This window comes from Kitasatospora sp. NPDC048715, from assembly GCF_043198905.1.
GTDB lineage: Bacteria > Actinomycetota > Actinomycetes > Streptomycetales > Streptomycetaceae > Kitasatospora > Kitasatospora lactacystinica.
Genome location: NZ_JBICVH010000023.1, coordinates 40,924 through 64,760 on the forward strand (window position 1 = coordinate 40,924; position 23,837 = coordinate 64,760).

The window sequence follows — 23,837 nt, forward strand, 5'->3', positions numbered from 1 at the left end:
GCCCGAGGTCGCCCGCGCGGGGGCGCCGGGACGCCGTGGCGCGCCGCGGCCCACCGGTGTCGCGCCGCGGTCCGCGGGTGCGCTCAGACGTGGAACGGGTCCTCCAGGACCGGGACGCAGGGCGACAGCAGCGGCTCGGGGCCCTCGGCCGCCCGTCCGCGGACCGTCCTGGTGACGCGCACCTCGTTCTCGTGCCCGGGGTCCTCGTCGTCGCGCACGTGCAGCAGGCCGTACGAGCCCGGTGCCCGTGTCCCGACCTCCCGGAAGAAGGACGGGATCCGCTCGTCACGGTGGTCGGTGAAGCCCGCGAGGTGGACGAACGGCTCGCCGTTCATCCACCTCGGGTCCAGCAGGTAGGGGCCGGCGATCTCCCGGATCCGCCGTGCGAGGTCCTCGGTGATCTCCCGCAGCCGGTCCTCGCCGTCCTCGTCGTCGGTGGCGGCGCGGTGCGCGACCTCGATCCGGCCGTGGTACTCGAACACGGCCCGCACCCCACCGGCGGGCCCCACCACGCCCCGGGGCCGGGGCTGGTCGGTGGCCGGGGCCGGGCCGGGGTCGGGGGTCCGGTCGGTGGCCGCCCCCTGGCGGGGTCCGGGGCGGGCAGTAGGATCGGCGGCGTTGCATCCCGTACACACCGCTGGTAGGAGGCTTTTCATGGCTCAGGTCACGATGAAGGGGAACCCGGTGCAGGTCGGTGGCACGCTGCCCGCCGCCGGCAGCCAGGCTCCCGGGTTCACGCTGGTCGGCGAGGGGCTCGCGGACGTGTCCCTGAAGGACTTCGCGGGCAAGCGCAAGGTCCTGAACATCTTCCCCAGCATCGACACCCCCACCTGCGCGACCTCGGTGCGCACGTTCAACGCCAAGGCCGGTTCGCTGGACAACACCGTGGTGCTGTGCGTGTCGGCCGACCTGCCGTTCGCGCAGGCCCGGTTCTGCGGCGCCGAGGGCCTGGAGAACGTCAAGACCCTCTCCACCCTGCGCGGGCGGGACTTCCACGACGTGTACGGCGTGGCGATCGCCGACGGCCCGCTGGCCGGCCTGACCGCCCGCGCCGTCGTCGTCCTGGACGAGAACGACACCGTCCTGCACACCGAGCTGGTCGCGGAGATCGCCGACGAGCCGAACTACGAGGCCGCGCTCGCCGTCCTCAACTGACCCGCCCGGCACCGCACATCCCCGGTGCCGCCCCGCAGTCCGCGTCCACGGTCCGTGTCCGCGGTCCGCGTCCGTGACGGCCCGCCCCCGCGCCCTCCCCCGCCCGCCCCGAAGGCGGCGGGCAGGGACGGCGGCGGGCCGCCGCGCACCCACCCCCGGCCCGCACCCCCCGGCCCGGCCGGCCGCCCGCCCCGGGACGTGGCGCGGCGGACCTCCCCGCCCCCGCCCGCGCCGGGGCAGGGACCCGGCGGCGCCGACGCCGCGGCCGCCCTCACCGTGACACGACCGGCACAGGACGGTCGAAGGAGAAGCACGCATGGATCTCGCCGGGAAGAACGTGGTGGTCACCGGAGCCGGACGCGGCTTCGGCAGGGCCCTGGCCCTGCACGCCGGCCGCAGCGGCGCGCGCCTGTTCCTCTCCGCCCGCACGCTCGCCGCCGCCCACGGCACCGCCCGCGAGGTGACGGCCGACAGCGGCGCGCACGTGGACGCGTTCGCCTGCGACCTGGCCGACCCCGCCACGGTACGGGACTTCGCGCAGGCCGTCGCCGCCCGCACCGACCGGGTGGACGTGCTGATCAACAACGGCGCCCGCTACCTGCACGGCCCCGACCTGTGGGACGCCGACGACGAGGCGATCACCGACACCGTCGCCTCCGCGGCCACCGGCACCCTGCTGACCGTCAAACACTTCCTGCCCCTGCTGCGCGCCTCCGCCGGCGCCGACGTCGTCAACCTGGTCTCCTCGGCCGCCGAGACCCGCAACCACCGCTCCGAGGCCCACCCCGCGTTCTACGCCGCCAAGGCCGCCCAGGCCGGCTTCGCCGACGTCCTGTCCCACCGGCTGCGCCCCGAGGGCATCCGGGTCATCTCCCTCTACCCGCCGGACTTCACGGACGGCGACCCGCTCCACCCCGACTGGGACCACACCTCCCGCAGCGCGGACGACCCGCTGAGCGCCCGGTCCGTCCTCGACTGCGTCCTGTTCGCGATCGGCCAGCCCCGCGACTGCTTCATCCGCTCCTTCCACTTCGAGCAGCTGTAGCCCCCGGCACCCGGCGCCGGGCGTAGCAGCGAGAGGCGAGGGCGGTGCCGGCCGCGTCGGGACGGTCCGGGTGGTGGCGGCGCACGGCCGAACGCCGCCGTGCCGGCCGCGCGTTCGCGCCCCGCACCGGCCCGCACCCGCGGCCGGGCCGCCACGGCACCGCCTTCGGGGAAGCCGGACGGCCACGACACAATCGGCGCATGGGCGATCCTCCGAGCCAGGCGTGGGACTTCCGGCTCCGGGCCGCGGCGGACCAGGACGAGTACTGCCGCGTTCCCGGCCGGTCCTGGGTCCCGCCCATCCTCGAGGACCTGGTCCTCGCCGCGAGAAACACCCCGCTGAGCCGCTACTACCCCTTCACCAGCCATGCGTCGCTGCGCTTCGGCACAGGGCCCCGGTGGTGGCTCGGCGACGGCGAGGTCCTGGCCCACGCCATCGCCCTCGTCCCCGAAGGCCGCTACCTCGTCCACACCCAGGCCTCGCCCGACCGGCCGCCCACGGTGGAACTCGAAACCGCCAGCGCCGAGGAGGCACTGGCCAGGCTCGCGGAACCGGCCGCCGCCTCCTCCTCCTGAACCCCGCCCACCCTCCCACCGGCCCGAGCACCCGGGGGCCGGGAGCGGGAACGGCACGGCCGGCGGCGTGCCCGGCAGGACGCCCAAGGGGGCGCTCAGGGGGACCGGGTCCCGGTGGCGGCGCGGTCCGACGGCGCACCGGGCGGGCCCGGTGTCACGGGAGCCAGGGACGGCACGGGGGTTGCGGGCGGCGCGGGAGCCAGGGACGGCACGGGGTCGTCCGGTCGAAGCGGCCGGTCGGCTCGTGCCGGCGGCACGGGCCGGTCAGGGCCTCCTGCGGGCAGAGCACGAACTCCGCGCGGTCAGCGGGGCGTTGACGACGCCCGCGGCGGCGCACCGGTCGATCCCGAGGGCCACACCGCTCACCTCCGCGGCGTTGTTCCCGACCGTTCCCTCCTCGACCCCGCGGTCGCAGGACACGATGTCGTCGTGCAGGCTCACCGCGTCCACGAACGCGTTCACCGCGGTGCGCAGCGCCCGGTCGTGACCACGTGCCGCTGCTCGCCGCCGCCGTCCTCGCCCGATGGCGGCGGCCGGCCACCGTGGGAGCCGCGCTCCTCACGGTCGGCGGACCGCGCCGGTACGAGCGGGCCGGCCCGGAACCGGCCGCCCCGGACACGGGCGTGCCACCCCGGACACGGGGTGGCACAGGCCCGGGGCGGCACAGGTCCGGGACGGCACGGCCCCGGGGCGGCCGGCGGCCGGCGGCCGGGGGCCGGGGGCCGGGGGCGGGTGGCCGGCGGCCGCCCGCCGGGCCCGGGCCCGGGCCCGCCGGGGGGGCGTTCAGGTGATGGAGGCCCCGGAGTCGATGCTGATGACCTGGCCGGTCATGCAGTCCTGGTCGAGGAACAGGGTGATCGAGCGGGCGACCTCGCGCGGGGTGACGAACCGCGGCACCGGGACCTTCTCGCGCATGCCCGCCACGACGTGCTCGGGCAGGGTGTCCGTCATGCCGGTGATCATGAAGCCGGGCGACAGGGCGTTGACGGTCACCCCCCTGCGCCCGCACTCCGCCGCGAGGGTACGGGTCAGCCCGATCAGGCCGGCCTTGGACGCCGCGTAGGCGGTCTGCCCGGCGGTGGCGATCAGCGCCGACGGGGAGACGATGTTGACCACCCTCCCCCAGCGCGCCCGCAGCATCGCCGGCACGCACGCACGCGCGGTGTGGAAGGAGCCGACGAGGTTGGTGTCGATCACCTGCCGCCACTGCGCCGGGTCCTGCATCGCCATCAGCGCGTCCTTGCGGATCGCCCCGTTGTTGACGAGCACGTCCACCGGCCCGAGCTCCGCCTCGATCCGCCCGTACATCGCGCCGACCGCGTCCCAGTCCGCGACCGAGCCGGTCACCAGCACGTGCTCGTTGACGAGCTGGGCGGCGACCTTCTCCGCGCCCTCGCGCGAGCTGTTGTAGTGCACCGCGACCCGGCAGCCCGCCGCGTCCAGGGCCAGCGCCAGCTCACTGCCCAGCCCCCCGGAGGCACCGGTGACCAGCGCCACCGGCGACGGCGGCCGCACACCGAAAGCGTCCCTGCCGCTCACCGCGCCACCCCTCCCCACGTCAGCAGGACCGAACCCCACGTCATACCCGCGCCGAACCCGGCCAGCAGCACCGTGTCACCGTCCTTGATCCGCCCCGCGTCCAGCGCCTCCGCCAACGCGATCGGGATCGACCCCGACGCGGTGTTGCCGTAGCGCTCCAGATTCGTCACCAGCCGGTCGGCCGGGATACCGGTGTGGGAGAGCACCGAGTTGATGATCCGGATGTTCGCCTGGTGCGGCACCACGTGGTCGACCTGCTCCGGCGTGATCTTCGCCTGCTCCAGCGTCTCGCGGATCGTGCGCACCGTGTAGCGCACCGCGTTCAGATAGATCTCGTTGCCGTTGATCTGCGCGTAGTGCAGACCCCGGGCGACGGTGTCCGCGGTGGTCGGCATCCGCGAACCCCCCGCCAGGACCTTCAGACTGTCCTTGCACGAGCCGTCCGCGCCCAGGTTCCACGCCCGGATCCGGTCCACCGCCCCCGGCCGCAGGACCACCGCCCCCGCACCGTCGCCCACCAGGATCGACAGGTCCCGGTCGGCGGGGTTCGCGGTCAGCGTGTGCGTGTCCGAGCCGATCACCAGGATCGGCCGCGGATCCATCCGCAACAGGCCCGCCGCCGTCACCAGCGCGTACACGAACCCGGCACACTCGGAATTCACGTCGTGCGCGCTGCCCGCGATCGCGAGCTCGTCGTGGACGAACGCCGACGTCGCCGGCGAGGGCTGCTCCGGCGTCGCCGTCGCCACGATCAGATGCGCGATGTCCGCACCCGTCAGCCCCGCGCGCTCCAGCGCCCGGCGCCCGGCCTCGACGGCCATCGACGCCGTGGTCTGCCCCTCGCCCACGGCCCTGCGTTCACGGATCCCGCACCGCGAGACGATCCAGTGCTCGTCCACACCGAAACGCTGCGCGAGTTCGGCACTGGTCACCACCCGTTCGGGAACCGACATCCCCCAGCCGGTGACGTCGAAACCGCTCACCACGCGACCCCTCTCCCTCTCCCGCTCCGCCGCCGCGCCCGGACTCAGTTACCGGCGGCCGGCACGAGCGCCAGGATCCGCTCGTGGACCACACGCAGCGTCGTGGTGTCGTCGATGTCCGCGAACAGCGACTCGTCCGCCGGGATGTGCGGGTACTGGTTCTGGAAGCCGTACAGCCACTCCATCAGGTCCAGCGAATCGACGTCCGCGATGTGCTGCAACGCCGCGTCCGCGTCGATCTCCTGGGCACCGGAGACCGCCTGGAGCTGCTGGGCCAGGTCCTCGATCGTGGGGATCTGAGACATCAGTGATCGTTCCTCTCCACGCCCACCACACGGTGGACGCCGTCAACGCATCGAAAGAAGCAGGACAGAAAACACCACCCACACACCACCCCCGGCCCCGACCCGCACCCACACCCCCCACCGCCCACGCCGCCCACGCCGCCCCCGCAACGGACCCCGCTACGAGCCCCGCCCGCACCCGCACCCGGCCCCGGCACTCCTCGCACCCCCGACCCCCGGGAACACACCACACACAACCGACAACACAAAGGGGGGCAGGGCGAACAGGAACACCGACAACAGGCCGGCCGACAGACACGAACACAACACACGGACAAGCGGACGAACGGGCGGGACGGACGGGCGGACGGGCGGGACAGGCGGACGGGCGGGACAGGCGGGCGAACAGGCGGGACGGCCGGGCGGACGGGCAGGCGGAACAGCCGGCACCGACAACACCGGGAACACAACGGCGACAGCGCCCACACCCCCCGCACCAGCGCACAACACGCCGTCCGGGAACCGAAGCACCCCCCGGGGACGGACCCCGGAAGCCGTGCGTCTTGCCGAAACCGCATGAAACCCGCTCCCACGCAACCGGCCCGCAACCCACCCGGCCCCCACTGCCTTGCGCACCGCTTGCGAGACACGCGCTTACCTGACCCACAACACACCGCACCCGCACGCAACCACCCGCCCCCGGGCAGCACCCGGCCACCCGGAACGGCACCCGCCGAACACACCGCAACACACCGAACACGACAGAGCCGCCGACCCCGGGAACCAACCGACCCGGCCAGCAACCCAGTTCGACCGGAAACACCGCACAAGGGCGGCACCCAACCGCCCGAAACGGCACGGCACGGCAGGCGCCGGGGGCGGCTGCCCGGGACGGCCGTCCACCCCGGACGGCGTCAAACCCCGGGAGCCCCCGCCCGGCCCGGCCGGCACACCGCCCACCGGTCGGCACCCAACCACCCGCCCGCGCCGGAAACCGGGTTCAACCGGCACACCGCACCACGGACGGCACCCGGCCGCCCGAACACGACAGAGCCGCCGACCCCGGGAACCAACCGACCCGGCCAGCAACCCAGTTCGACCGGAAGCACCGCACGACGGACGGCACCCGGCCGCCCGGAACGGCAGGCGCCGAGGGCAGCGGCCCGGCCAGGCCGTCCACCCCGGCCGGAGCCGACCGGTCCGCACCCGCGGCCCGGTCCCGGCACAGAACACCGCCCGAGCGGCCGCACCACGACCGCAACAACCGGCCCCACGGCCGCCCGAGCGGCACCGAGAACCACGCACCACGCACCACGCGCGGCACCACGCACCACGCGCGGCGCCGAGAACCACGCACCACGTACCAGGCACCGCGCACCGGCCATCGGGCACCGCAGGCCGGGCCACCCGCCACCGCGCACCGGGCGCCGGCCCCGCCGCCGCCCACCCGTCCGATACCCACCACCGTCAACCGAGGGGCCCCATCCCATGACCACCGTCGAAGCCCGCTCCATCAACCCCGACGTCGAGGCCATCCGCCACCACTACGAGGTCCCCAACGAGCTCTACCGGCTCATCCTGGGCCCCACCATGATGTACTCCGGCGGCTACTGGGAGGACGGCGAGGACCTCGTCGCCGTCCTCGACGAGGCCCAGGAACGCAAGCTCGACGCCTTCACCGACCTCGCCCGCGCCGCCCGCACCGACACCGTCCTGGACATCGGCTGCGGCTGGGGCACCATGCTCAACCGCCTCACCACCGTCCACGGCGTCAAGAAGGCCGTCGGCGTCACCCTCTCCCGCACCCAGGCCGACTTCGTCGACGCCCTCGCCAACCCCGCCATCGAAGCCCGCGTCGAAAGCTGGGAGGACCACCGCCTCGCCGACGGCCAGGCCCCCTACGACGCCGCGTTCTGCATCAACGCACTCGAACACTTCGTGCTCTCCTCCCTCACCCCCAAGGAGCGCACCCAGCGCTACCGCGTCTTCTTCAAGCAGGTCCACTCCCTCCTCAAGCCCGGCGCCCGCTTCGTCCTGCACACCATGACCGTCGAGAACCCCCCGCTGCGCCGCCAGCTCCTGGACGACCTGAAGTTCCTCCAGCGCGAGGAGTTCGAGGGCTGCCACATCCCGCGCCTGCCCGAACTCGCCGCCGGCCTCGACGGCCTCTTCGAGGTCACCGAGATCCGCAACGAACCCGAGTCCTTCGCCCGCGCCTGCCGCGCCTGGCTCCAACTCCTCGCCGCCCGCCGCGACGAAGCCGTCACCATGACCGACGAGACCACCGTCGCCCGCTTCGAGCGCTACCTCGACATCTTCGCCTACACCCTCGAAGACCACATCTTCAACAACTTCCGCGTCACCCTCACCCGCCGCGCCTGACCCCCGGGCCCACCGAGGACACCCGAGAAGAGGACACCGACGCCATGACCACCACCCCCGCCCCCGACCGCACCACCACCAACACCCCCACCGCCACCCCGGCGGCACCCCCCACAACCCCGGCGGCGGGGGTGACCCCCACCCCCGACACCACCACCGGCACGACCCGCGGCACCGGCGCGACCACCACCGCCGACACCGACACCACCATCAGCGCCGGCAGCACCACGGCCACCACCGCGGCCACCACCACCGCGGACACCGACACCACCACCACCGCCGACGCCACCAACACCCGCACCGGCACCGGCACCGGCACGGACACCCGCACGGGCACCACCACCGCGGCCACCGCCCCCGCCGCCCCCGCCGCCGGCGACCTCGCCGTCCGCCACCTCAAAGTCGCGATCATCGGCGCCGGCATCTCCGGCCTCGGCACCGCCATCGCCCTCCTCAAAGCCGGCATCGACGACTTCCTCGTCTTCGAACGCGCCCACGACCTCGGCGGCACCTGGCGCGACAACACCTACCCCGGCTGCGCCTGCGACGTCCAGGCCCACCTCTACTCCTTCTCCTTCGCCCGCAACCCCGAATGGAAATCCACCTTCGCCACCCGCACCGAGGTCCACACCTACCTCAAGAACTGCGCCACCCGCTACGGCGTCGACCCCCACCTGCGCTACGACCACGAACTCCTCGACGCCACCTGGAACGACACCCACCACCACTGGGACATCCGCACCAAACACGGCCACTACACCGCCCAGGTCCTCGTCACCGGCACCGGCTACCTCTCCGACCCCGCCGTCCCCGACCTGCCCGGCCTCGACACCTTCACCGGCACCGTCTTCCACTCCTCCCGCTGGCGCCACGACCACGACCTCACCGGCCGCAACATCGCCGTCATCGGCACCGGCGCCTCCGCCATCCAGTTCGTCCCCGCCATCCAACCCCACGCCGCACACATCGACCTCTACCAGCGCACACCCCCCTGGGTCGCCGCCAAACCCGACAAACCCAACACCCCCCGCCACACCTGGATGCTCCGCCACCTCCCCGGCTACCAACGCTTCCGCCGCGCCTTCAACAAACACGGCCGCGAAATCGTCGCGTTCTTCATGTCCCGCCCCTCCCGCACCACCGGCATGAAGAACATGGCCGCAGGCCACCTCAAAAAATCCGTCCCCGACCCCACCCTGCGCGCCCGCCTCACCCCCGACTACACCGTCGGCTGCAAACGCCTCCTCTTCTCCAACACCTGGTACCCCGCCATCCAACAACCCAACGTCGACATCGTCTCCGACACCATCACCCACATCGGCCCCACCCACATCACCACCACCGACGGCACCCGACGCCACATCGACACCATCATCCTCGCCACCGGCTTCACCGCCACCGACCGCCCCATCGCCCACCTCATCCACGGCCGCCACGGACACACCCTCCACGACACCTGGAACACCCACGGCATGACCGCCCACCGCGGCACCACCATCCACGGCTTCCCCAACCTCTTCATGCTCCTGGGCCCCAACACCACCCTCGGCCACTCCTCCCAAACCGTCATGATCGAAGCCCAGATCACCTACATCCTCGCCGCCCTCAAAACCCTCCACACCCACCACCTCACCACCCTCGACGTCCACCCCCACGCCCAAACCACCTACAACACCACCCTCCAGAACCGCCTCAAAAACACCGTCTGGAACACCGGCGGCTGCACCAGCTGGTACACCGACACCCACGGCAACAACCCCAACATCTGGCCCACCTACACCTGGCGCTTCCGCCAACAAACCCGCACCTTCGACCTCACCAACTACCAAACCACCACCCACACCACCCCCTAACACCCCACACACACCAGACCACCCGGCGGCACCCCGCGGCACCCCGCACACGGCACCCCGCACCCGGCCCCCAGCGGCACACCCCCAGCGGCACCCCGCACACGGCGGCACCGGCACCCGGCGGCACCCCGGCCCCCGCACCACCCAGCCACCAGCAACACACCCGACACAGCACCAGCACCAGCACCAGCACGACGGGCAAGACCCGCAGAACCGGCACAACACACAAAGCCAGCACCACAGTTGCACACCACAAAGACACCACCGCACGCAGGACCACCCACACCACGACCCCCAGAACCGGCACAGACCACACCACCCGCCATGCACGCCCGCGGGACCGACCCGACCGACCCGACCGACCCGCACCCGCACCCGCACCCGCACCGGCACCGGCACCGGCGCCGAAACAACAAGCAGGACCAGCAGGTCAGTTACAGGCGGAAGGAACCGCTACAGCACACACGACCGGAACACCCGGCGCAGCACACAGGACCGGCAGACGGGGCCGACAGGCAAAGGAACCGGCCCCCGCACCAACACAACCCGCACGACAGCCAGCGCCCGCAGAACCGGCAGGATCGACGGACCGGGGCAGGACCGGCACCACCCGCACAACCCGCAAGGCCGGGACGGCCAGGAGAAACGGCACGGCGAGAACACCAACCCACCACGCCACCACACCAGTTGGGACCAGCAGCGCCGTCGGGAACAGCAGGCAAAGGACCCGGCCCCCGCACCAGCACCAGCACCAGCACAACAAGCAGGACCAGCACCGCAGTTGCAAAAGGCAGGAACACCACCGCACGCACGAACACAACGGCCGAGGACCAGCAGGACCGGCACCACCGGCACAACCGGCAGGGCAGGCCACGGCCGACAGCACCGGCAGGACAGACGTGCGGCACCACGAGGAACGAAAACCGAACCCGCACCAGCACAACCCGCACGACAAGCAAGAACGGCAAGGCCGGTACAACCGACAGGGCCAGTAACACCGACGCAGCCCCTTCGGCCCCGGCCCGACCCGCAGCACCCACAGAACGCGGCCGGTCCACGCACCAGGCAAGACCCGCGCGGACGGCCCAACCGGCAGGGCAGGCCGATCGAACCGCCAAGCACGGGAACCCGACCCGCACCAGCACCAGCACCAGCACCAGCACCAGCGGCAAGGACCCGGAAGGACCGGAAGAAACGGCGCAGCCGACCCGACGGATGAACCGCACCGAACACGGCCGCTCCACACACCGGGCAAAACCCGCGGCCCCCACCGGCACAACCGGCAAGGACCCCGCGGCCGGCACCGCCGACAGAGCAGACAGGCCGAGCAGGAACAGCACAGCCAGTACTGCCGACAGCCCGCTCAACCCCGGCCGCACCGGCTGGACCGGCTGGACCGGCTGGGTCGACGAGGCGCGAACGACCTGCACGACCGACAGGCCGAGAAGACCGCGATCAGCAGGACCGGCACGGCCGGCCCGACCACCGGACCAGGAACACAAACCCCCGGACCGGCCGGACCGCACCACCGCCACCCACCACACACCACCCGCACCCGCACCCGCACCCGCACCCACCCGGGCCCGACCACCACCCCGAGGAGACCACCGCGCATGAACCGAACCCCCCTGTCCAGGCGCACCCTGCTCACCGGCGCCGCCGCCACCGTCATCGGCTACAACACCACCACCCGCACCTGGGCCACCACCGACACCCCCACCCGCGGCCGCATCACCCCCCTACCCCCCATCCAAGGCACCCTCACCACCAACCCCACCACCCGCAACACCCACGCCCACGACTTCGGCCGCCTCACCACCAACACCCCCTACGCCGTCCTCCACCCCGCCGGCGCCCCCGACATCGCCACCATCATCGACTTCGCCCGCCGCAACAACCTCAAAGTCGCCATGAACGGCCAGAGCGGCACCGGAAACGACCTCGAATCACACTCCAACTACGGCCAGGCCGGCGTCGCCGGCGGCATCAGCATCAACGCCCGCGCCCTCAACCGCATCCACACCATCACCCCCACCAACGCCACCGTCGACACCGGCGTCACCTGGGCCCAACTCACCGAAGCCACCCTCGCCCAAAACCTCACACCCCCCGCCCTCACCGACTACCTCCACCTCTCCATCGGCGGCACCATCAGCATCGGCGGCATCGGCTCCACCGTCCACAAACACGGCCTCCAGGCCGACACCGTCGAAGCCATCGAAATCGTCACCGGCACCGGCCGCATCCTCACCGCCACCCCCACCCGAAACCCCGACCTCTTCCACACCGCCCTCGCCGGCGCCGGCCAAGTCGGCATCATCACCAAAGCCACCCTCAAACTCGTCCCCGCCCCCCAAAACGCCCGCATCCTCACCCTCACCTACACCGACCAACACACCTTCCTCACCGACCAACAAACCATCCTCAACGACGGCCGCTTCCCCTCCCAAACAGGCGAAATCCTCATCCAACCCAACGGACAACCCCCCCACTACAAAATCGAAGCCGTCACCCACTACAACACCACACCCCCCAACCCCACCCCCCTCCTCACCGGACTCAACCCCACCACCACCACCATCACCGACCAGACCTACCGCGAATACACCTACCGCGCCGACACCTTCGCCGACACCATCAAAAACCTCGGCTACTGGAACACCCCCAAACCCTGGCTCTCCCTCTTCCTCCCCGCCACCACCACCCCCACCTTCCTCAACCACACCCTCCCCCAACTCACCCCCGACGACATCGGCCCCGGCCTCCTCCTCTGCTACCCCTTCCACACCAACAAACTCACCCACCCCCTCGCCATCACCCCCAACGAACCCATCACCTACCTCTTCGACCTCCTCGCCTTCCCCAACCCCACCACCACCAACCCCACCACCCACCTCACCCGCAACCGCAACCTCTACAACACCGCCACCCAACTCGGCGCCAAACGCTACCTCGTCGGCGCCATCCCCAACATGACCCCCACCGACTGGCAACACCACTACGGCCCCCACTGGACCACCCTCACCAACGCCAAAAACACCTACGACCCCACCCACACCCTCACCCCCGGCCACAACATCTTCCCCTAACCCCACACCACACCACACACACAACAAGAAAAGGGAATTCGGCGATTCACCGGATTCCTCTGCCGCACCCGTCGAGCGAAAGGACCGATTTCCCGTGCGTGCCATTCACCACACCGACCGGACCATCCTCAACCACCCCGCCCACGCCGTCTGGAACGCTCTCGTCGACGAGCTCAACGGCAGGACGACGTGGTGGCACCCGCACAACACCCACCGACCCGGGTCCACCGGCCCGCAGCAGACCGGCGGCACCACCACGACCACCGTCCACCCGGCGGGTGTCGGGAAGCCCGGTCCCAAGCTGCGGTTCACCTCGACCACCACGCAGGTCGTCCCGGACGCCGAGCTCACCCAGTCCCACACCGGCCACTTCCAGGGCACGACGACCTACCGGCTCACGCCCCACAACAACGGCGCCCAGACGCTGCTGACGATCACCTTCGCCACCGACCCGCACGGCCTGGCCAAGTTCTTCCACAAGCTCACGAACCTCACGACCAAGCACACCACCGCCACCCAGCACGCCCTCAGCAACCTCCGCCGCCACCTCGACAACCAGAAGTAGGAACCGCCACCGGAGAAGGAGGCCCCAGTGACCGTCACCGAAATCCCCGTGCTCCCCGCCCGGCACGCCGTCACCACCACCGACCACACCGCGACGACCGACGACCACGCGCACCTCGCCATCACGGTCCACCAGCCGGGCGAGCCCGATCCGGGCCGGCCGCTGGTGCTGCTGGTCCACGGCTGGGCCGCCTCCCGGACCGTCTGGCACGCCACCGCGCAGCAGCTCGCGGCGGCCGGGCACACGGTGGCCACGTACGACCAGCGCGGTCACGCCTCGTCGACGTCCGGGCGGGAGCCGATCAGCATCGAGCGGTTGGCGCGGGACCTGGACACCGTCGTCGGGACGCTCACCACGCCGGAGCGGCCGGTCGTGGTGGTGGGGCACTCGGGCGGCGGGTACGCGGCGCTGGCCTGGGCGGCGGGACTGCCGGCCGGGAACGGCGGGGCAAGTGTCGGGCGGCTGGCGGGTCTTGTGCTCGTGTCGACGGCCTCGCACGGGCAGATCACGCCGGCGAGCGAGGTCAGGATGATGGGGTCGAAGCTGTTCAGCCGGGCGCTGCGGACGCCGTGGCTGGGCCGTCGGCTGCTCGGTGGGACGCACGGGCCGGCTGCTTCGCTGTCGGCACGGGAGGCCAACCGCCGGTTGTTCGCCGCCACGTCGCCGGCGACCCGGGCCGCGTGCTTCGCGTCGACGCAGGAGATGGACCAGCGCGCGGGTCTGGCCGGGATCACCGCGCCGACCGCGGTCATCACCGGCACCGAGGACAAGATCGTGAAGCCCGAGTTCAGCCGGGAGCTCACGTCGGCGCTGCCGCACGCCGAGCTGCACCGGATTCCCGGCACCGGTCACATGGTGCCGCTGGAGACTCCCCAGCACATCGCGCACCACGTCCACCTGCTGGTCGCGGCCGGCCGCTGACGACCGTGACCACCACCGCCCCGGCCGGCGTCCTGGCCGCGCTGCTCCCGCCCCACGTCCACTGTGCCGAGGCTTTCGGCGTCCCGTCCGAGGGCCGGCTGCTGCCGTCGGAGGCGGCGTACATCCGGGACCGGTCGCCGCGCCGCCGCCGGCAGTTCGCCACCGCCCGGACGCTCGCCCGCCAGGTGCTCGGTGTTCTCGGGCATCCGCCGGTGCCGCTGCTGCCCGGGCCGGGCGGGGCGCCCCGGTGGCCGGCGGGCGTCACGGGCAGCATCACCCACACGGACGGTTACACGGCCTGCGCCGTCGCCGGCACCGGGCGGCTGGCCTCGCTCGGGATCGACGCCGAGCCGGCGCGGCCGCTCCCGCGGGGTGTGCTCCAGCTGGTCAGCAGCGAGGCCGAGCGCAGCGCCCTGGCCGTGCTGCCGGAGGGCCGGGTCCCTTGGGACACGGTGCTGTTCAGCGCCAAGGAGGCCGCCTACAAGGCCGTCCATCCGCTGACGGGCACCTGGGCCCCGCTCGCGGCCATCTCCGTCGCGGTGTACGCCGACGGTACGTTCACGGCCCGGCACCCGCACCACCCGGCCGTCCGCACCGGCACCTGGGGCGTGCACCGCGGCACGGTGGTCACCGCGCTCGCGCTCCCGCCGGCCCGGGCGGCCGCCGCATGAGACGCCCTGCCGTCCGTGGACCGTCCACGCCCCGCCCCTTGTTCGGCACCGGTACGGCGGGTGCCGAACAAGGGGCGGGGCTATGGGGTTTCACTCCGTTCCGGGTGGTGCGCGGGGAAGGGCCGTCTCCCCGGTGTCCGGGCCGGGCCGGGCCGGGCGGCCTCCGGGGAGCCGGCCGCCGGGGGCCGGTCAGGCCGACGTGGTCGGGGCACCGGGGCGGTCGTCCTGGCGCGCGACGGCCACCGACCACTGCGGAAAGTGCGCCACGGGAATCGCGGAGGATCCGGCGGAGTCGGGGCGGAACGACGCCGCGGGGAGGAACACGACGCGGCAGCGTCGGCACAGCCAGGTCGCCCGCCGCACCCGGTGGAGCTGCTGCCACTGCTCGTAGGTCCGCGGCCACTGGTCCGCCGTGCCGCTCCGGCGGGAGGTGGCCGCGGCGGGTCACGGTGCCAGGGCGCCTCCGGGGGCGAGGGCGAGCTCGGTGAAGCGCTCCGCGATGAGACGGTGGGCCTCCGGGGAGGGGTGGAGGCCGTCGGGGAGCGGGTGGGCGTCGTGGTCGGGCTCGCCGTAGAGGGCCAGGCCGTCCAGGTGGTGCAGGTGCTGGTCGCCGTCGGCCCGGCGTTCGGCGACGATGCGGGCCAGTTCGGCGCGGATGACGGTGAGGGTGAGCCGGCCGGCGGCCACGTCGGCGGGGTCGCCGGTGGCGCGGAAGCGCAGGGTGCCGCTGCTGAAGTCGGGGGCGAGCGGGCCCGGCACGGTTTCGTGGAGCGGACAGAGCAGCGGGGAGACGATCAGCACCGGTGTGGTCGGGTGGCCGTCCCGGACGGTGTCCAGGAAGCCGTGGACGGCCGGGGTGAAGGCGCGCAGCCGCATCAGGTCGGTGTTCACCAGGTTGATGCCGAGCTTGAGGCTGATCAGGTCCGCGGGGGTGTCGCGGATGGCGCGCGCGGTGAAGGGGTCGAGCAGGGCGCCGCCGCCGAAGCCGAGGTTGGTCAGGTCCAGGCCGGCGCCGTTGGCCACCAGGGCGGGCCAAGTACCGGTGGGGTGGGCGGCGTTGGAGCCGTGGCTGATCGAACTGCCGTGGTGCAGCCAGTGCTTGCGGGTGCCGGTGGGGATCGGCTCGATCGGGGCGTCGGTGTCGAGGGCGATCAGTTCGGTGGTCTCGGTGTGCGGGAGCCAGATCTCGACGGTCTTGTCGCGGTCCGGCAGGCCGGTGAACCGGGCGCTGCCGGACGGTCCTTCGGTCAGTTCGAAGCGGCCGGTGGCGAGGTCGACGGTGCGCAGGTTGCCGCCGGGGACGGTGCTCTGCGCGGTGAGTCGGCCGTCCACCAGGAGGTCGTGGACGCCGTCCGGGACGTTCGGGACGCCCGGGTAGGCGCGCTTGGTGGGGACGGCGTGCAGCGTGACGGTGGTGGCGCGGGTGCGGAAGGCGAGCCGGACGCCGGAGGGCTGGGACTCGGCCATCGCGAGCTGTTCGTCGGGGATCCGCCGGCGGGCGGCGGCGGGCAGGCGGTGCGGCAGCAGGCCGCGGGCGGTGTGTTCGAGGTCGAGGTGGCCGTGGAGGAGGGCCTCGGTGACGGGGGTGGTGATCGTCGTCATGGTGCTGCTCTTCGGTTCGTCGGGGCGTGCGGAGGGGGTGGATCAACCGCTCGTGCGGGGCCCGCCGGCGCGCAGCAGGGCGTCGAGGGAGTCGATGATCCAGTCCCAGGACTGTTGCGGGTCGACGGCGGTGTGGCTGAACCCGCCGGCCGCCTCCAGGCTGATGTAGCCGTGGAAGACGCTGCCGAGCATGCGCACCGCGTGGGTCTGCTCGGGCTCGCCCAGGTCGTAGCCGCGCAGGATCGCCCTGGTCATCTGGGCGTGCCGGACGCCCGCGCTGGCGGCGGCCGTCGCGGCGTCCAGGCGCAGCCGGGTGGCGTCGTAGCGGCCGGGGTGGCGGGCCGCGTAGTCGCGGTAGGCGTCCGCGAAGGCGGCGAGGGCGTCGCGGCCCGCCCGTCCGGCGAGGGCGTCGGCGACGAGGTCGGCGAGTTCCTCCAGGGCGTACAGGGCGATCCGGGTCTTGAGGTCGTGGGAGCTCTTGACGTGGGAGTAGAGGCTGGCCGTCTGGACGCCGAAGCCGCGGGCGACCGCGGCGACGGTCACCTGGTCGAAGCCGACCTGGTCGGCGAGTTCGGCGCCCGCGACGACCAGGCGTTCGACGGTCAGCCCTGCCCTTGCCATGTGGCGTTCTCCCGTACGGTCGCGTCGGCTGTCTACGGACAGTATGGGATTGCCTAAATGGATTAGGCAAATGGAAATACCCCGCTCAGCCCGCTCAGCCCGCTCAGCCCGCTCAGCCCGCTCAGCCCGCTCAGCCCGCCAGGATCACCGTCTCCGCCGGCCCCGAGAAGCCCGCCTGCTGCGACGGGGTGCCCGTGGCCGCCGTCCGGCGGTGCTCCTGCGGGCTGACGCCGCGCACCCGCTTGAAGGCCGCCGAGAGGGCGAAGGCATTGCTGTAGCCGACCTTGCGGGCCGCGAAGGCGACGGTGCACTCGGGCTCGCGCAGCAGGTCCGCGGCGACCGCCAGGCGCCAGCCCGCCAGGTACGCCATCGGGGGCTCCCCGACCAGGGCGGTGAAGCGGCGGGCCAGACCGGCCCGGGAGACCCCGACCCGCTGGGCCAGTTCGGCGACCGTCCAGGCGGTGGCCGGGTCGTCGTGCATCATCCGCAGCACCGGGCCGACCACTTGGTCGTGCTGGGCGCGGTACCAGGCGGGGGCGCCGGAGTCGGGGGCGGCCAGCCAGGCGCGCAGCACGGAGACCACCAGGAGGTCCAGGATGCGGTCCAGGACGAGTTCCTGGCCGGGCTCGTTGCGCCCTATCTCGGCGGCCAGCAGGTGCACCAGGGTGTCGTCGGCACCGGTGCCTGCCGGGCGGACCAGCAGTGCGGGCAGGCAGCCGAGCAGCCGCTGGCCGATCTCGTGCTCGGCCTGGTAGGTGCCGGACAGCACCACCGAGGAGGCCCGGTCGCCCTCCCGGCCCTGGCCCCAGGTCCGGACGCCGAGCGACATCACCTCGGAGACGTCCACCCCGCCCTTGGTGCAGACCTGGCCCGGGCCGACGATCACGTCCACCGGGGTGTCGGGGTCGTCCGCCACGGTGTACGGCTCCGGGCCGCGCACGATCGCCACGTCACCCGGGTGCAGCAGCAGCGGGGTGCCGCGCTCGGGCAGGATCCAGGCGTCGCCGCGGACCATCGTCACCACCGAGAGCGGGGCCCGGTCCTCGATCCGCAGCGACCACGGCGGGGTGAGGATGGAGCGCAGCAGGAACGCGCCACGGGCCTTGGGGCCGTCGAGGAGTCCCGTCAGAGTGTCCATGAAGCCAAGTGTAGACGGCGGGACATCATTTGACGCTTCGTCATTTGAGAGACTCTTGAGTGATCGAGGTGGCTCGCACCGCCCGGATGCCGGATGATCTGCGCACGGGGGTACGGACCGAAACACGGCGACCGCGGTACGGCGACACCGGCTGCGAGAAGTGAGGGGCTCACGACGATGGAAACGGCACGCACACTCGTCCTGGTGGCGGCCACGGTCACCTGTGGACTGACCGCGGGACTGTTCTACGGCTACTCGTGCTCGGTCATGCCGGCACTCGCGCGGGTCGACGACCGCACCTTCATCGAGGTCATGCAGCGCGTCAACAAGGCGATCCTGAACGGCTGGTTCGTCCTCGGCTTCGTCGGCGCCCTGCTCGCCACCGCGGCGGCGGTCGCCCTGCACCTGCCCTCGGACGGGCACGACGTCCTGCCCGCGACCATCGCCGCGCTGGTGCTGTACGTCGCGATGATCGGGGTCACCCGCTCGGTCAACATCCCGCTGAACGACGAGCTCGAAGCCGCCGGGTCGGCCCAGCGGATCGCCGACCCGGCCGCGGTGCGCAGCCGCTTCGAGGCGCGCTGGGTGCGCTTCAACGTGCTGCGCACCCTGCTGTCGACCGGCGCCCTGGCCTGCCTCGCCTGGGCGCTCGTCCTCAACGGGCAGAGCTGACCGGGCCCGGACCCGCTCGACGGGCGGGCCCGGCCGCGCCGCCCGCCGCCGCCACCCTCTGCCGCTGACCGGACTCAGCCGCAGAGGGTGGCGAAGCCGTACCCGCGCGCCTTGAGCGTCGAGATGATCCCCGGCAGCGCGGCCACCGTCTGGCTGCGGTCGCCGCCGCCGTCGTGCAGCAGGATCACCGAACCGGGACGGACGTTGTTCAGCACCCGCGACCTGATCGCGGCCGCGCCGGGGCGGGACCAGTCCGCCGGGTCCACCGACCAGAGCACGATCTGCTTGCCGAGTGCCGCGGCCTTCGAACGCACCGTGCCGTTGACGGCGCCGTACGGCGGGCGCAGGCAGCTCGGGGTACGGCCGGTCTGCGCGCGGATGACCTTGTCGGTGTCGGCCACCTGCGCGTTGAGCGCGGCCGCGGAGAGCCTGCTCAGGTCCGGGTGGGACCAGGAGTGGTTCTGCACGCTGTGGCCCTGCCTGGCGACCTGCGCGGTCACCGCGGGGTGGGCGGAGACGTTCTGCCCGATCTCGAAGAAGGTCGCGCGCACCCCGTACCGGCCCAGCGTCGCCAGGACCTTGGACGTGTAGGCGGGGCTGGGGCCGTCGTCGAAGGTCAGGTAGACCACCTTGCCGCCCTTGGCGCCGGCCGCCTGCGCCTCGGCGGCCGGCAGGGTGACCGCCGCTCCCGCCGCCAGGGCGACGACCAGTGCGCCGATCACGGTCCGGAACCTGCCAACTGCCCTGCGCCTGACGGGTGGTACGGACATGCCTGCCCCCTGCGGTCGGAACTCCCGTGCACCGGCCAGTCTGCGCCCGCGGGCTCGTCCGCCGCGACCCTTCGTCGGTCGCGAGCGAACGGAATCGGCCAGTCGGGCGCCGGGTGGCGGCTGCCGGGCGACAGTTGCCCGTCGGCAGGCCGAAGGCCCCCGACGGGATCCGTCGGGGGCCGTCGGGGGCCCTGTGTGGGGCCGGCGTTCAGCGCCCGGCGCGGCCGTGCAGCACCAGGGAGCGGGTCAGGGCGAGCAGGCCGCCGGCGCAGAGCGCGGTGCGGAGCATGTTGACCGGGACCCAGGTGTCCGCGAACTTGGCCCGCACGGCGGCGAGGTCGTGGATCTGCGCCGCGTCGCCGGCCGCCGCCAGCTCGTTGTTGAGCGGGATGTTGACGCCCATGGTGACGATCAGCGCCACCACGTACAGCAGCGTCGCGGCCGCCGCCCAGAGCGCCGCCTGCCGCCGGCCGGCCTTGTGCTGGAGCCAGGCGGCGATGCCGGTGGCGAGGAAGGCGCCGATGAAGACCAGGCCGAACAGCCCGTTCCCGTCGATCGACTTGTTGATGTGCTGCATCGCCGTCACGTAGGTGCCGTCGTCGCCCTCCGCGAGGCCCGGCATCACCGAGACGTCGAAGGCGAAGAACAGTCCGGCCATCAGACCCATCGCGATGGTGGCGCCCACCAGGAGCGGGCCGGCGGCCTTGCTCCGGGTGCCGGGCACGGCCGGGGCCGTGCCGCCCGGCGCGAGGCCGGTGAAGGACTGTGCGGCGGTGTAGGAAGCAGGGGTCGCGGTCTGGTTCGAGCGCATGGGTATTCCTTCGGTCTCCCCGGTCCCCGCCCGGTGCGGGGACTCTCCCGGTGTCCGGGCCGCCGGCCTCCTCACCGCTCCCGGCCGCGGCCGGGTGCTGGTCAGGGGGTCGGTGCCGCCCGGCACCGACGATCTACTGAACTGCCGTACGGACGGCAGGTGTTGCCCTTCCGGATGGTCACGCGTTCCACACGCCGGAGGCGGCGGCCTCGCGGGCGTAGTCGGCGAAGTCCCGCGGCTCACGCCCCAGCGCCCGCCGCACACCGTCGCCCAGCGAGGCGTTGCGGCCGTCCAGGATCACCGAGAACAGCTCCGCGAAGTCCGCCGGCAGCCCCGCCGCCTCCAGCACCCCCCGGTACTCCTCCTCCGAAACCGCCTCGAACCGCACCTCACGCCCCGTCGCCCCCGACAACTCCACCGCCACGTCCGCGAACGACAGCAGCCGCGGCCCCGTCAACTCGTACACCTCCCCCGCGTGCCCCGCCTCCGTCAACGCCGCCACCGCCACGTCCGCGATGTCCTCCACGTCCACGAACGGCTCCACCGCCCCACCCACCGGCAACGCCAACTCCCCCGCCAGCACCGGCTCCAGGAAGAACGACTCACTGAAGTTCTGGTTGAACCACGCACACCGCACCACCGTCCACGCGGCCCCCGACTCCATCACCGCCTTCTCCCCCGCCTCCGCGGCCTCCTCACCACGCCCCGACAACAGCACCAACCGACCCACCCCGCGCTCCGCCGCCAGCCGCGAGAACGCCCCCACCGCCTCCACCGCACCCGGGAACGCCAGATCCGGGTAGTACGTCAGATACGCCGCACTCACCCCCTCCAACGCCCCCTCCCACGTCCCCTCGTCGTGCCAGTCGAACGGCACCGCACCCGAACGCGACCCCACCCGCACCCCGAAACCCCGCGCCGCCAACCGGTCCGCCACCCGACGACCCGTCTTCCCCGTCCCACCGACCACCAGCACCACACCGGACTCGACCGCGAGATCCACCACACCAGCCATCACAATCACCCTCACTCGGAGTATGAGCCTGTTCGGATCGTCGGACCGGCCGGGTTCCGTGAACCCCGCGCGTCCGTCCTCGTGTCCACCAGTCAAGGCCACTCCGGGCCGGCGAACCATAGCCTCCGCACTCAGCTCCATGCGCCAGCGTCTACGCCCCCGCGCGCGCCCTCCGCCCTCCACCAGAACACACCGGGGCCGCCCCGGACCACCCGTCTCGACCTGGCCTCCAGCGGCCCTTGAGCACCCGGCCGAGCCGCGGAACGGCCGGGCGGCGAAACGGTGCGGCGGGCGGCGGTGCGGGGCGCTGTGCTCCCGGCGACGACCATTCACGCTGTTCACGGAATGGGGGTACGGCGGGGCGTGCCCGGCCTGGGCGGGGGGCTCGTCAGCGGAAGGCGGCGACGTTCTCGGCGACCCAGTGGTGGAACGGCCTGGCGGGGGATCCGGTGACCCGCTCGACGGTGTCGCGGACCTCCAGCAGGCCGTCGTTGACGTCCCCGCCCGTCAGGTCGAGCACCGCGTCCGCCGCCTCGGCTCCCAGGGCCTCGGCCAGCTCCCGCCGGGCCTCCTCCCGGCCGATCACCGCGAGGGGCACCGTCCGCCCGAGGGCCGCCGCGATGGCCGCCACCTGCTGGCGGGCCGTCACCCGCTCCGGCCCGGTCAGCGCGTACACCCGTCCCCGGTGGCCGGGCCCGGTCAGCGCCACCCGCGCCACCGCCGCGATGTCCGCGGGGTGGATCGTGGGCAGTCCGGTGTCCGCGTACGGCACGCGGACCGTCCCCCGCTCGCGGATCGCCGGCGCCCACCACAGGGCGTTGGAGGCGAACTGGGTCGGCCGCAGGACCGTCCACGCCATGCCGCTGTCCATGACCAGCCGCTCGACGTCCGCGTTCTCCCGGGCGGGGCCCAGGTGCGGATGCGTCTCGACGGTGACGGACGACACCAGCACCACGTGCTCGACGCCGGCGCGGCGGGCGGCGTCGAGGATCCCGGCATCGGAGCCGATCCGCGACACCAGGAACAGCGAGCGCACCCCGTCGAGGGCGGGCGCCAGGGAGGCCGGGTCGGCGAGGTCGCCCTCGCGCACCTCCACGCCCTCGGGGAACCGGGCCCGGGCGCCGTCCCGGGTGAGGCCCCGCAGGGGGCCGGCCCCGCGGGCCCGCAGCTCCTCCAGCAGGGAACGTCCGATGTTGCCGGTGGCCCCGGTCACGAGAATCATGCGCTCTCTCCTGTCGCCCGACGATCGATCGGGTGAAGGCTGGAAACTCAAGCCGACTTGAAGTCAAGGAGGCCGCCGACGGCAGCGCCGGACCCGCCCTCCACCGGCCGTGCGACCATCGGGCGGGCAAGCGGCCACGACAGGACGGAAGAGGGAACCCCGGTGACCGAGACAGCAGCGGCCGGTGCGGAAGGCTTCGAGCCGGACGAGCACGTGCGGTTCGCACGGTACCGCCGGGCCTTCGCGGACGTGGCTCCCGAGGACGCGGCAGCCCTCGCGGCCCGGGTGCTCACCGACCCCGAGCGCCCGATGGCGAGCTGCGCGGTCTGCGAGTACCTGGACCGGCGCGCGGCGGAACTGCTGACGGAGCCGGGCTTCCCGGCCTGGCGGCGGGAGCTGGCGGGCGCAGTGGCGGCCGACGCGTTCGCCGCCCGGCGCCTGCGGGACTGGGCGCTGCTGCGGGCGACGGTCCTGGACGAGCCGTGGGAGGAGGAGCAGCTGCTCGCGGCGGAGAACTGGCTCCAGGGACGCCTCGCCGAGGAGTCGACCGACCGGGCCGCGCTGGGCCTGCTCGCCGAGAACGGCCGCACCCGGCGCACCCGCAACATCGCCAACTCCCGCCTGCGGCAACTCCGGTAGCGGGCGGAGGGGGCCGGGCGGACATGATGTGCCGGTGTCCGTCGACGCCGTCATGGCCGTCGGTCTCGACGCGTGGGCGGCGGTGCGGTGGCCCGCGGTGTCCTTTCCGTGGGTGCCGCGGGAGGGGGTCGAGTGGCTGCTGGAGCAGCCCGGTCGCGGGGGGGGGGGGGCCCCCCCCCCCCCCCCCCCGGGGGGCGCCGGGCCCTGGCGCCCCGACGCGCCGCCCCGGCCGGCCCGGGGGGGGGGGGCGGGGGGGCGGCCCGGGGTGCGCCCCGGGGTTGCCGG

Annotated in this window: 23 protein-coding genes; 11 read left to right on the top strand and 12 right to left on the bottom strand. The window is 73.1% G+C overall.

The genetic code is table 11. The features are described from left to right. Window positions 1-83: 83 nt before the first annotated feature. Window positions 84-482 (bottom strand): Imm7 family immunity protein, encoded by a 399-nt coding sequence (locus tag ACGFSC_RS35970; RefSeq protein ID WP_359911956.1) that lies wholly within the window; start codon window positions 480-482, stop codon window positions 84-86. Window positions 483-654: 172 nt separating this feature from the next. Between ACGFSC_RS35970 and tpx the strand changes: the two genes are divergently transcribed. The 3 genes from tpx to ACGFSC_RS35985 all read left to right on the top strand — a co-directional run bounded on the left by tpx (window position 655) and on the right by ACGFSC_RS35985 (window position 2,775). Next, on the top strand, window positions 655-1,155 hold the full coding sequence (gene tpx / locus ACGFSC_RS35975) for a thiol peroxidase (protein ID WP_359911959.1): 501 nt from the start codon (window positions 655-657) through the stop codon (window positions 1,153-1,155). 316 nt (window positions 1,156-1,471) lie between these two features. Further along, entirely contained in the window at window positions 1,472-2,200 is a 729-nt protein-coding gene (locus ACGFSC_RS35980) for an SDR family NAD(P)-dependent oxidoreductase (RefSeq protein WP_359911962.1), read from the top strand. Window positions 2,201-2,400: 200 nt separating this feature from the next. Continuing rightward, the gene (locus tag ACGFSC_RS35985; RefSeq protein ID WP_359911965.1) at window positions 2,401-2,775 is read left to right on the top strand and encodes a hypothetical protein; all 375 of its coding nucleotides are present in this window, start codon (window positions 2,401-2,403) and stop codon (window positions 2,773-2,775) included. A 264-nt stretch (window positions 2,776-3,039) separates the two neighbouring features. Here ACGFSC_RS35985 and ACGFSC_RS35990 read toward each other — a convergent pair whose 3' ends face one another. The 4 genes from ACGFSC_RS35990 to ACGFSC_RS36005 all read right to left on the bottom strand — a co-directional run bounded on the left by ACGFSC_RS35990 (window position 3,040) and on the right by ACGFSC_RS36005 (window position 5,602). Further along, on the bottom strand, window positions 3,040-3,237 hold the full coding sequence (locus ACGFSC_RS35990; protein ID WP_359911968.1) for a hypothetical protein: 198 nt from the start codon (window positions 3,235-3,237) through the stop codon (window positions 3,040-3,042). Window positions 3,238-3,558: 321 nt separating this feature from the next. Further along, on the bottom strand, window positions 3,559-4,314 hold the full coding sequence (locus ACGFSC_RS35995; protein ID WP_359914065.1) for an SDR family NAD(P)-dependent oxidoreductase: 756 nt from the start codon (window positions 4,312-4,314) through the stop codon (window positions 3,559-3,561). Beyond that, entirely contained in the window at window positions 4,311-5,297 is a 987-nt protein-coding gene (locus ACGFSC_RS36000) for a 3-oxoacyl-ACP synthase III family protein (RefSeq protein WP_380355169.1), read from the bottom strand. The genes ACGFSC_RS35995 and ACGFSC_RS36000 overlap by 4 nt, the downstream gene beginning before the upstream one ends. 44 nt (window positions 5,298-5,341) lie before the next feature. Continuing rightward, window positions 5,342-5,602 carry a hypothetical protein gene (locus ACGFSC_RS36005; protein ID WP_224279085.1) on the bottom strand — a complete coding sequence of 87 codons (261 nt, stop codon included), beginning with the start codon at window positions 5,600-5,602 and terminating at the stop codon, window positions 5,342-5,344. Window positions 5,603-7,069: 1,467 nt separating this feature from the next. On the opposite strand from ACGFSC_RS36005, the gene ACGFSC_RS36010 reads away from it, so the two are divergent. The 6 genes from ACGFSC_RS36010 (at window position 7,070) to ACGFSC_RS36035 (ending at window position 15,062) form a co-directional block, all read left to right on the top strand. Then, window positions 7,070-7,963: a class I SAM-dependent methyltransferase gene (locus tag ACGFSC_RS36010; RefSeq protein ID WP_359914070.1), complete on the top strand. Its 894-nt coding sequence runs from the start codon at window positions 7,070-7,072 to the stop codon at window positions 7,961-7,963. Window positions 7,964-8,007: 44 nt separating this feature from the next. Then, window positions 8,008-9,816 carry an NAD(P)/FAD-dependent oxidoreductase gene (locus tag ACGFSC_RS36015; protein ID WP_359914073.1) on the top strand — a complete coding sequence of 603 codons (1,809 nt, stop codon included), beginning with the start codon at window positions 8,008-8,010 and terminating at the stop codon, window positions 9,814-9,816. A gap of 1,613 nt (window positions 9,817-11,429) precedes the next feature. After that, a complete protein-coding gene (locus ACGFSC_RS36020; RefSeq protein ID WP_359914076.1) occupies window positions 11,430-12,905 on the top strand; it encodes an FAD-binding protein in 1,476 nt (491 codons plus the stop codon). Window positions 12,906-12,999: 94 nt separating this feature from the next. Continuing rightward, a complete protein-coding gene (locus ACGFSC_RS36025; protein ID WP_359914079.1) occupies window positions 13,000-13,470 on the top strand; it encodes an SRPBCC family protein in 471 nt (156 codons plus the stop codon). 27 nt (window positions 13,471-13,497) lie between these two features. Further along, complete coding sequence (locus ACGFSC_RS36030) at window positions 13,498-14,391, top strand: alpha/beta fold hydrolase (RefSeq protein ID WP_359914082.1); 894 nt, start codon at window positions 13,498-13,500, stop codon at window positions 14,389-14,391. A gap of 5 nt (window positions 14,392-14,396) precedes the next feature. Continuing rightward, a complete protein-coding gene (locus ACGFSC_RS36035; RefSeq protein WP_359914085.1) occupies window positions 14,397-15,062 on the top strand; it encodes a 4'-phosphopantetheinyl transferase superfamily protein in 666 nt (221 codons plus the stop codon). 444 nt (window positions 15,063-15,506) lie between these two features. Here the strand turns inward: ACGFSC_RS36035 and ACGFSC_RS36040 are convergent, their stop codons facing one another. The 3 genes from ACGFSC_RS36040 to ACGFSC_RS36050 form a co-directional block, all read right to left on the bottom strand. Then, window positions 15,507-16,664, bottom strand: a complete 1,158-nt coding sequence (locus ACGFSC_RS36040) for a GDSL-type esterase/lipase family protein (protein WP_359914088.1) — start codon at window positions 16,662-16,664, stop codon at window positions 15,507-15,509. Window positions 16,665-16,706: 42 nt separating this feature from the next. Beyond that, window positions 16,707-17,285 (bottom strand): WHG domain-containing protein, encoded by a 579-nt coding sequence (locus ACGFSC_RS36045; protein ID WP_359914091.1) that lies wholly within the window; start codon window positions 17,283-17,285, stop codon window positions 16,707-16,709. 130 nt (window positions 17,286-17,415) lie between these two features. Continuing rightward, window positions 17,416-18,423 (bottom strand): AraC family transcriptional regulator, encoded by a 1,008-nt coding sequence (locus ACGFSC_RS36050; protein ID WP_359914094.1) that lies wholly within the window; start codon window positions 18,421-18,423, stop codon window positions 17,416-17,418. 177 nt (window positions 18,424-18,600) lie between these two features. On the opposite strand from ACGFSC_RS36050, the gene ACGFSC_RS36055 reads away from it, so the two are divergent. Then, window positions 18,601-19,095 (top strand): DUF1772 domain-containing protein, encoded by a 495-nt coding sequence (locus tag ACGFSC_RS36055; protein ID WP_359914097.1) that lies wholly within the window; start codon window positions 18,601-18,603, stop codon window positions 19,093-19,095. 74 nt (window positions 19,096-19,169) lie between these two features. On the opposite strand, the gene ACGFSC_RS36060 is transcribed toward ACGFSC_RS36055, so the two are convergent. The 4 genes from ACGFSC_RS36060 to ACGFSC_RS36075 form a co-directional block, all read right to left on the bottom strand. Beyond that, the gene (locus ACGFSC_RS36060; protein WP_359914100.1) at window positions 19,170-19,817 is read right to left on the bottom strand and encodes a polysaccharide deacetylase family protein; all 648 of its coding nucleotides are present in this window, start codon (window positions 19,815-19,817) and stop codon (window positions 19,170-19,172) included. Window positions 19,818-20,073: 256 nt separating this feature from the next. Next, a complete protein-coding gene (locus tag ACGFSC_RS36065) occupies window positions 20,074-20,676 on the bottom strand; it encodes an anthrone oxygenase family protein (RefSeq protein ID WP_359914103.1) in 603 nt (200 codons plus the stop codon). Window positions 20,677-20,854: 178 nt separating this feature from the next. Continuing rightward, the gene (locus tag ACGFSC_RS36070; RefSeq protein ID WP_380636226.1) at window positions 20,855-21,691 is read right to left on the bottom strand and encodes an NmrA family transcriptional regulator; all 837 of its coding nucleotides are present in this window, start codon (window positions 21,689-21,691) and stop codon (window positions 20,855-20,857) included. Window positions 21,692-22,079: 388 nt separating this feature from the next. After that, window positions 22,080-22,913, bottom strand: coding sequence for an NAD(P)H-binding protein (locus ACGFSC_RS36075; protein ID WP_359915640.1), 834 nt, complete (start codon window positions 22,911-22,913; stop codon window positions 22,080-22,082). A 162-nt stretch (window positions 22,914-23,075) separates the two neighbouring features. Here ACGFSC_RS36075 and ACGFSC_RS36080 point away from each other — a divergent pair, with 162 nt between their 5' ends. Beyond that, a complete protein-coding gene (locus tag ACGFSC_RS36080; protein ID WP_359915638.1) occupies window positions 23,076-23,552 on the top strand; it encodes a hypothetical protein in 477 nt (158 codons plus the stop codon). Window positions 23,553-23,837: the final 285 nt, after the last annotated feature.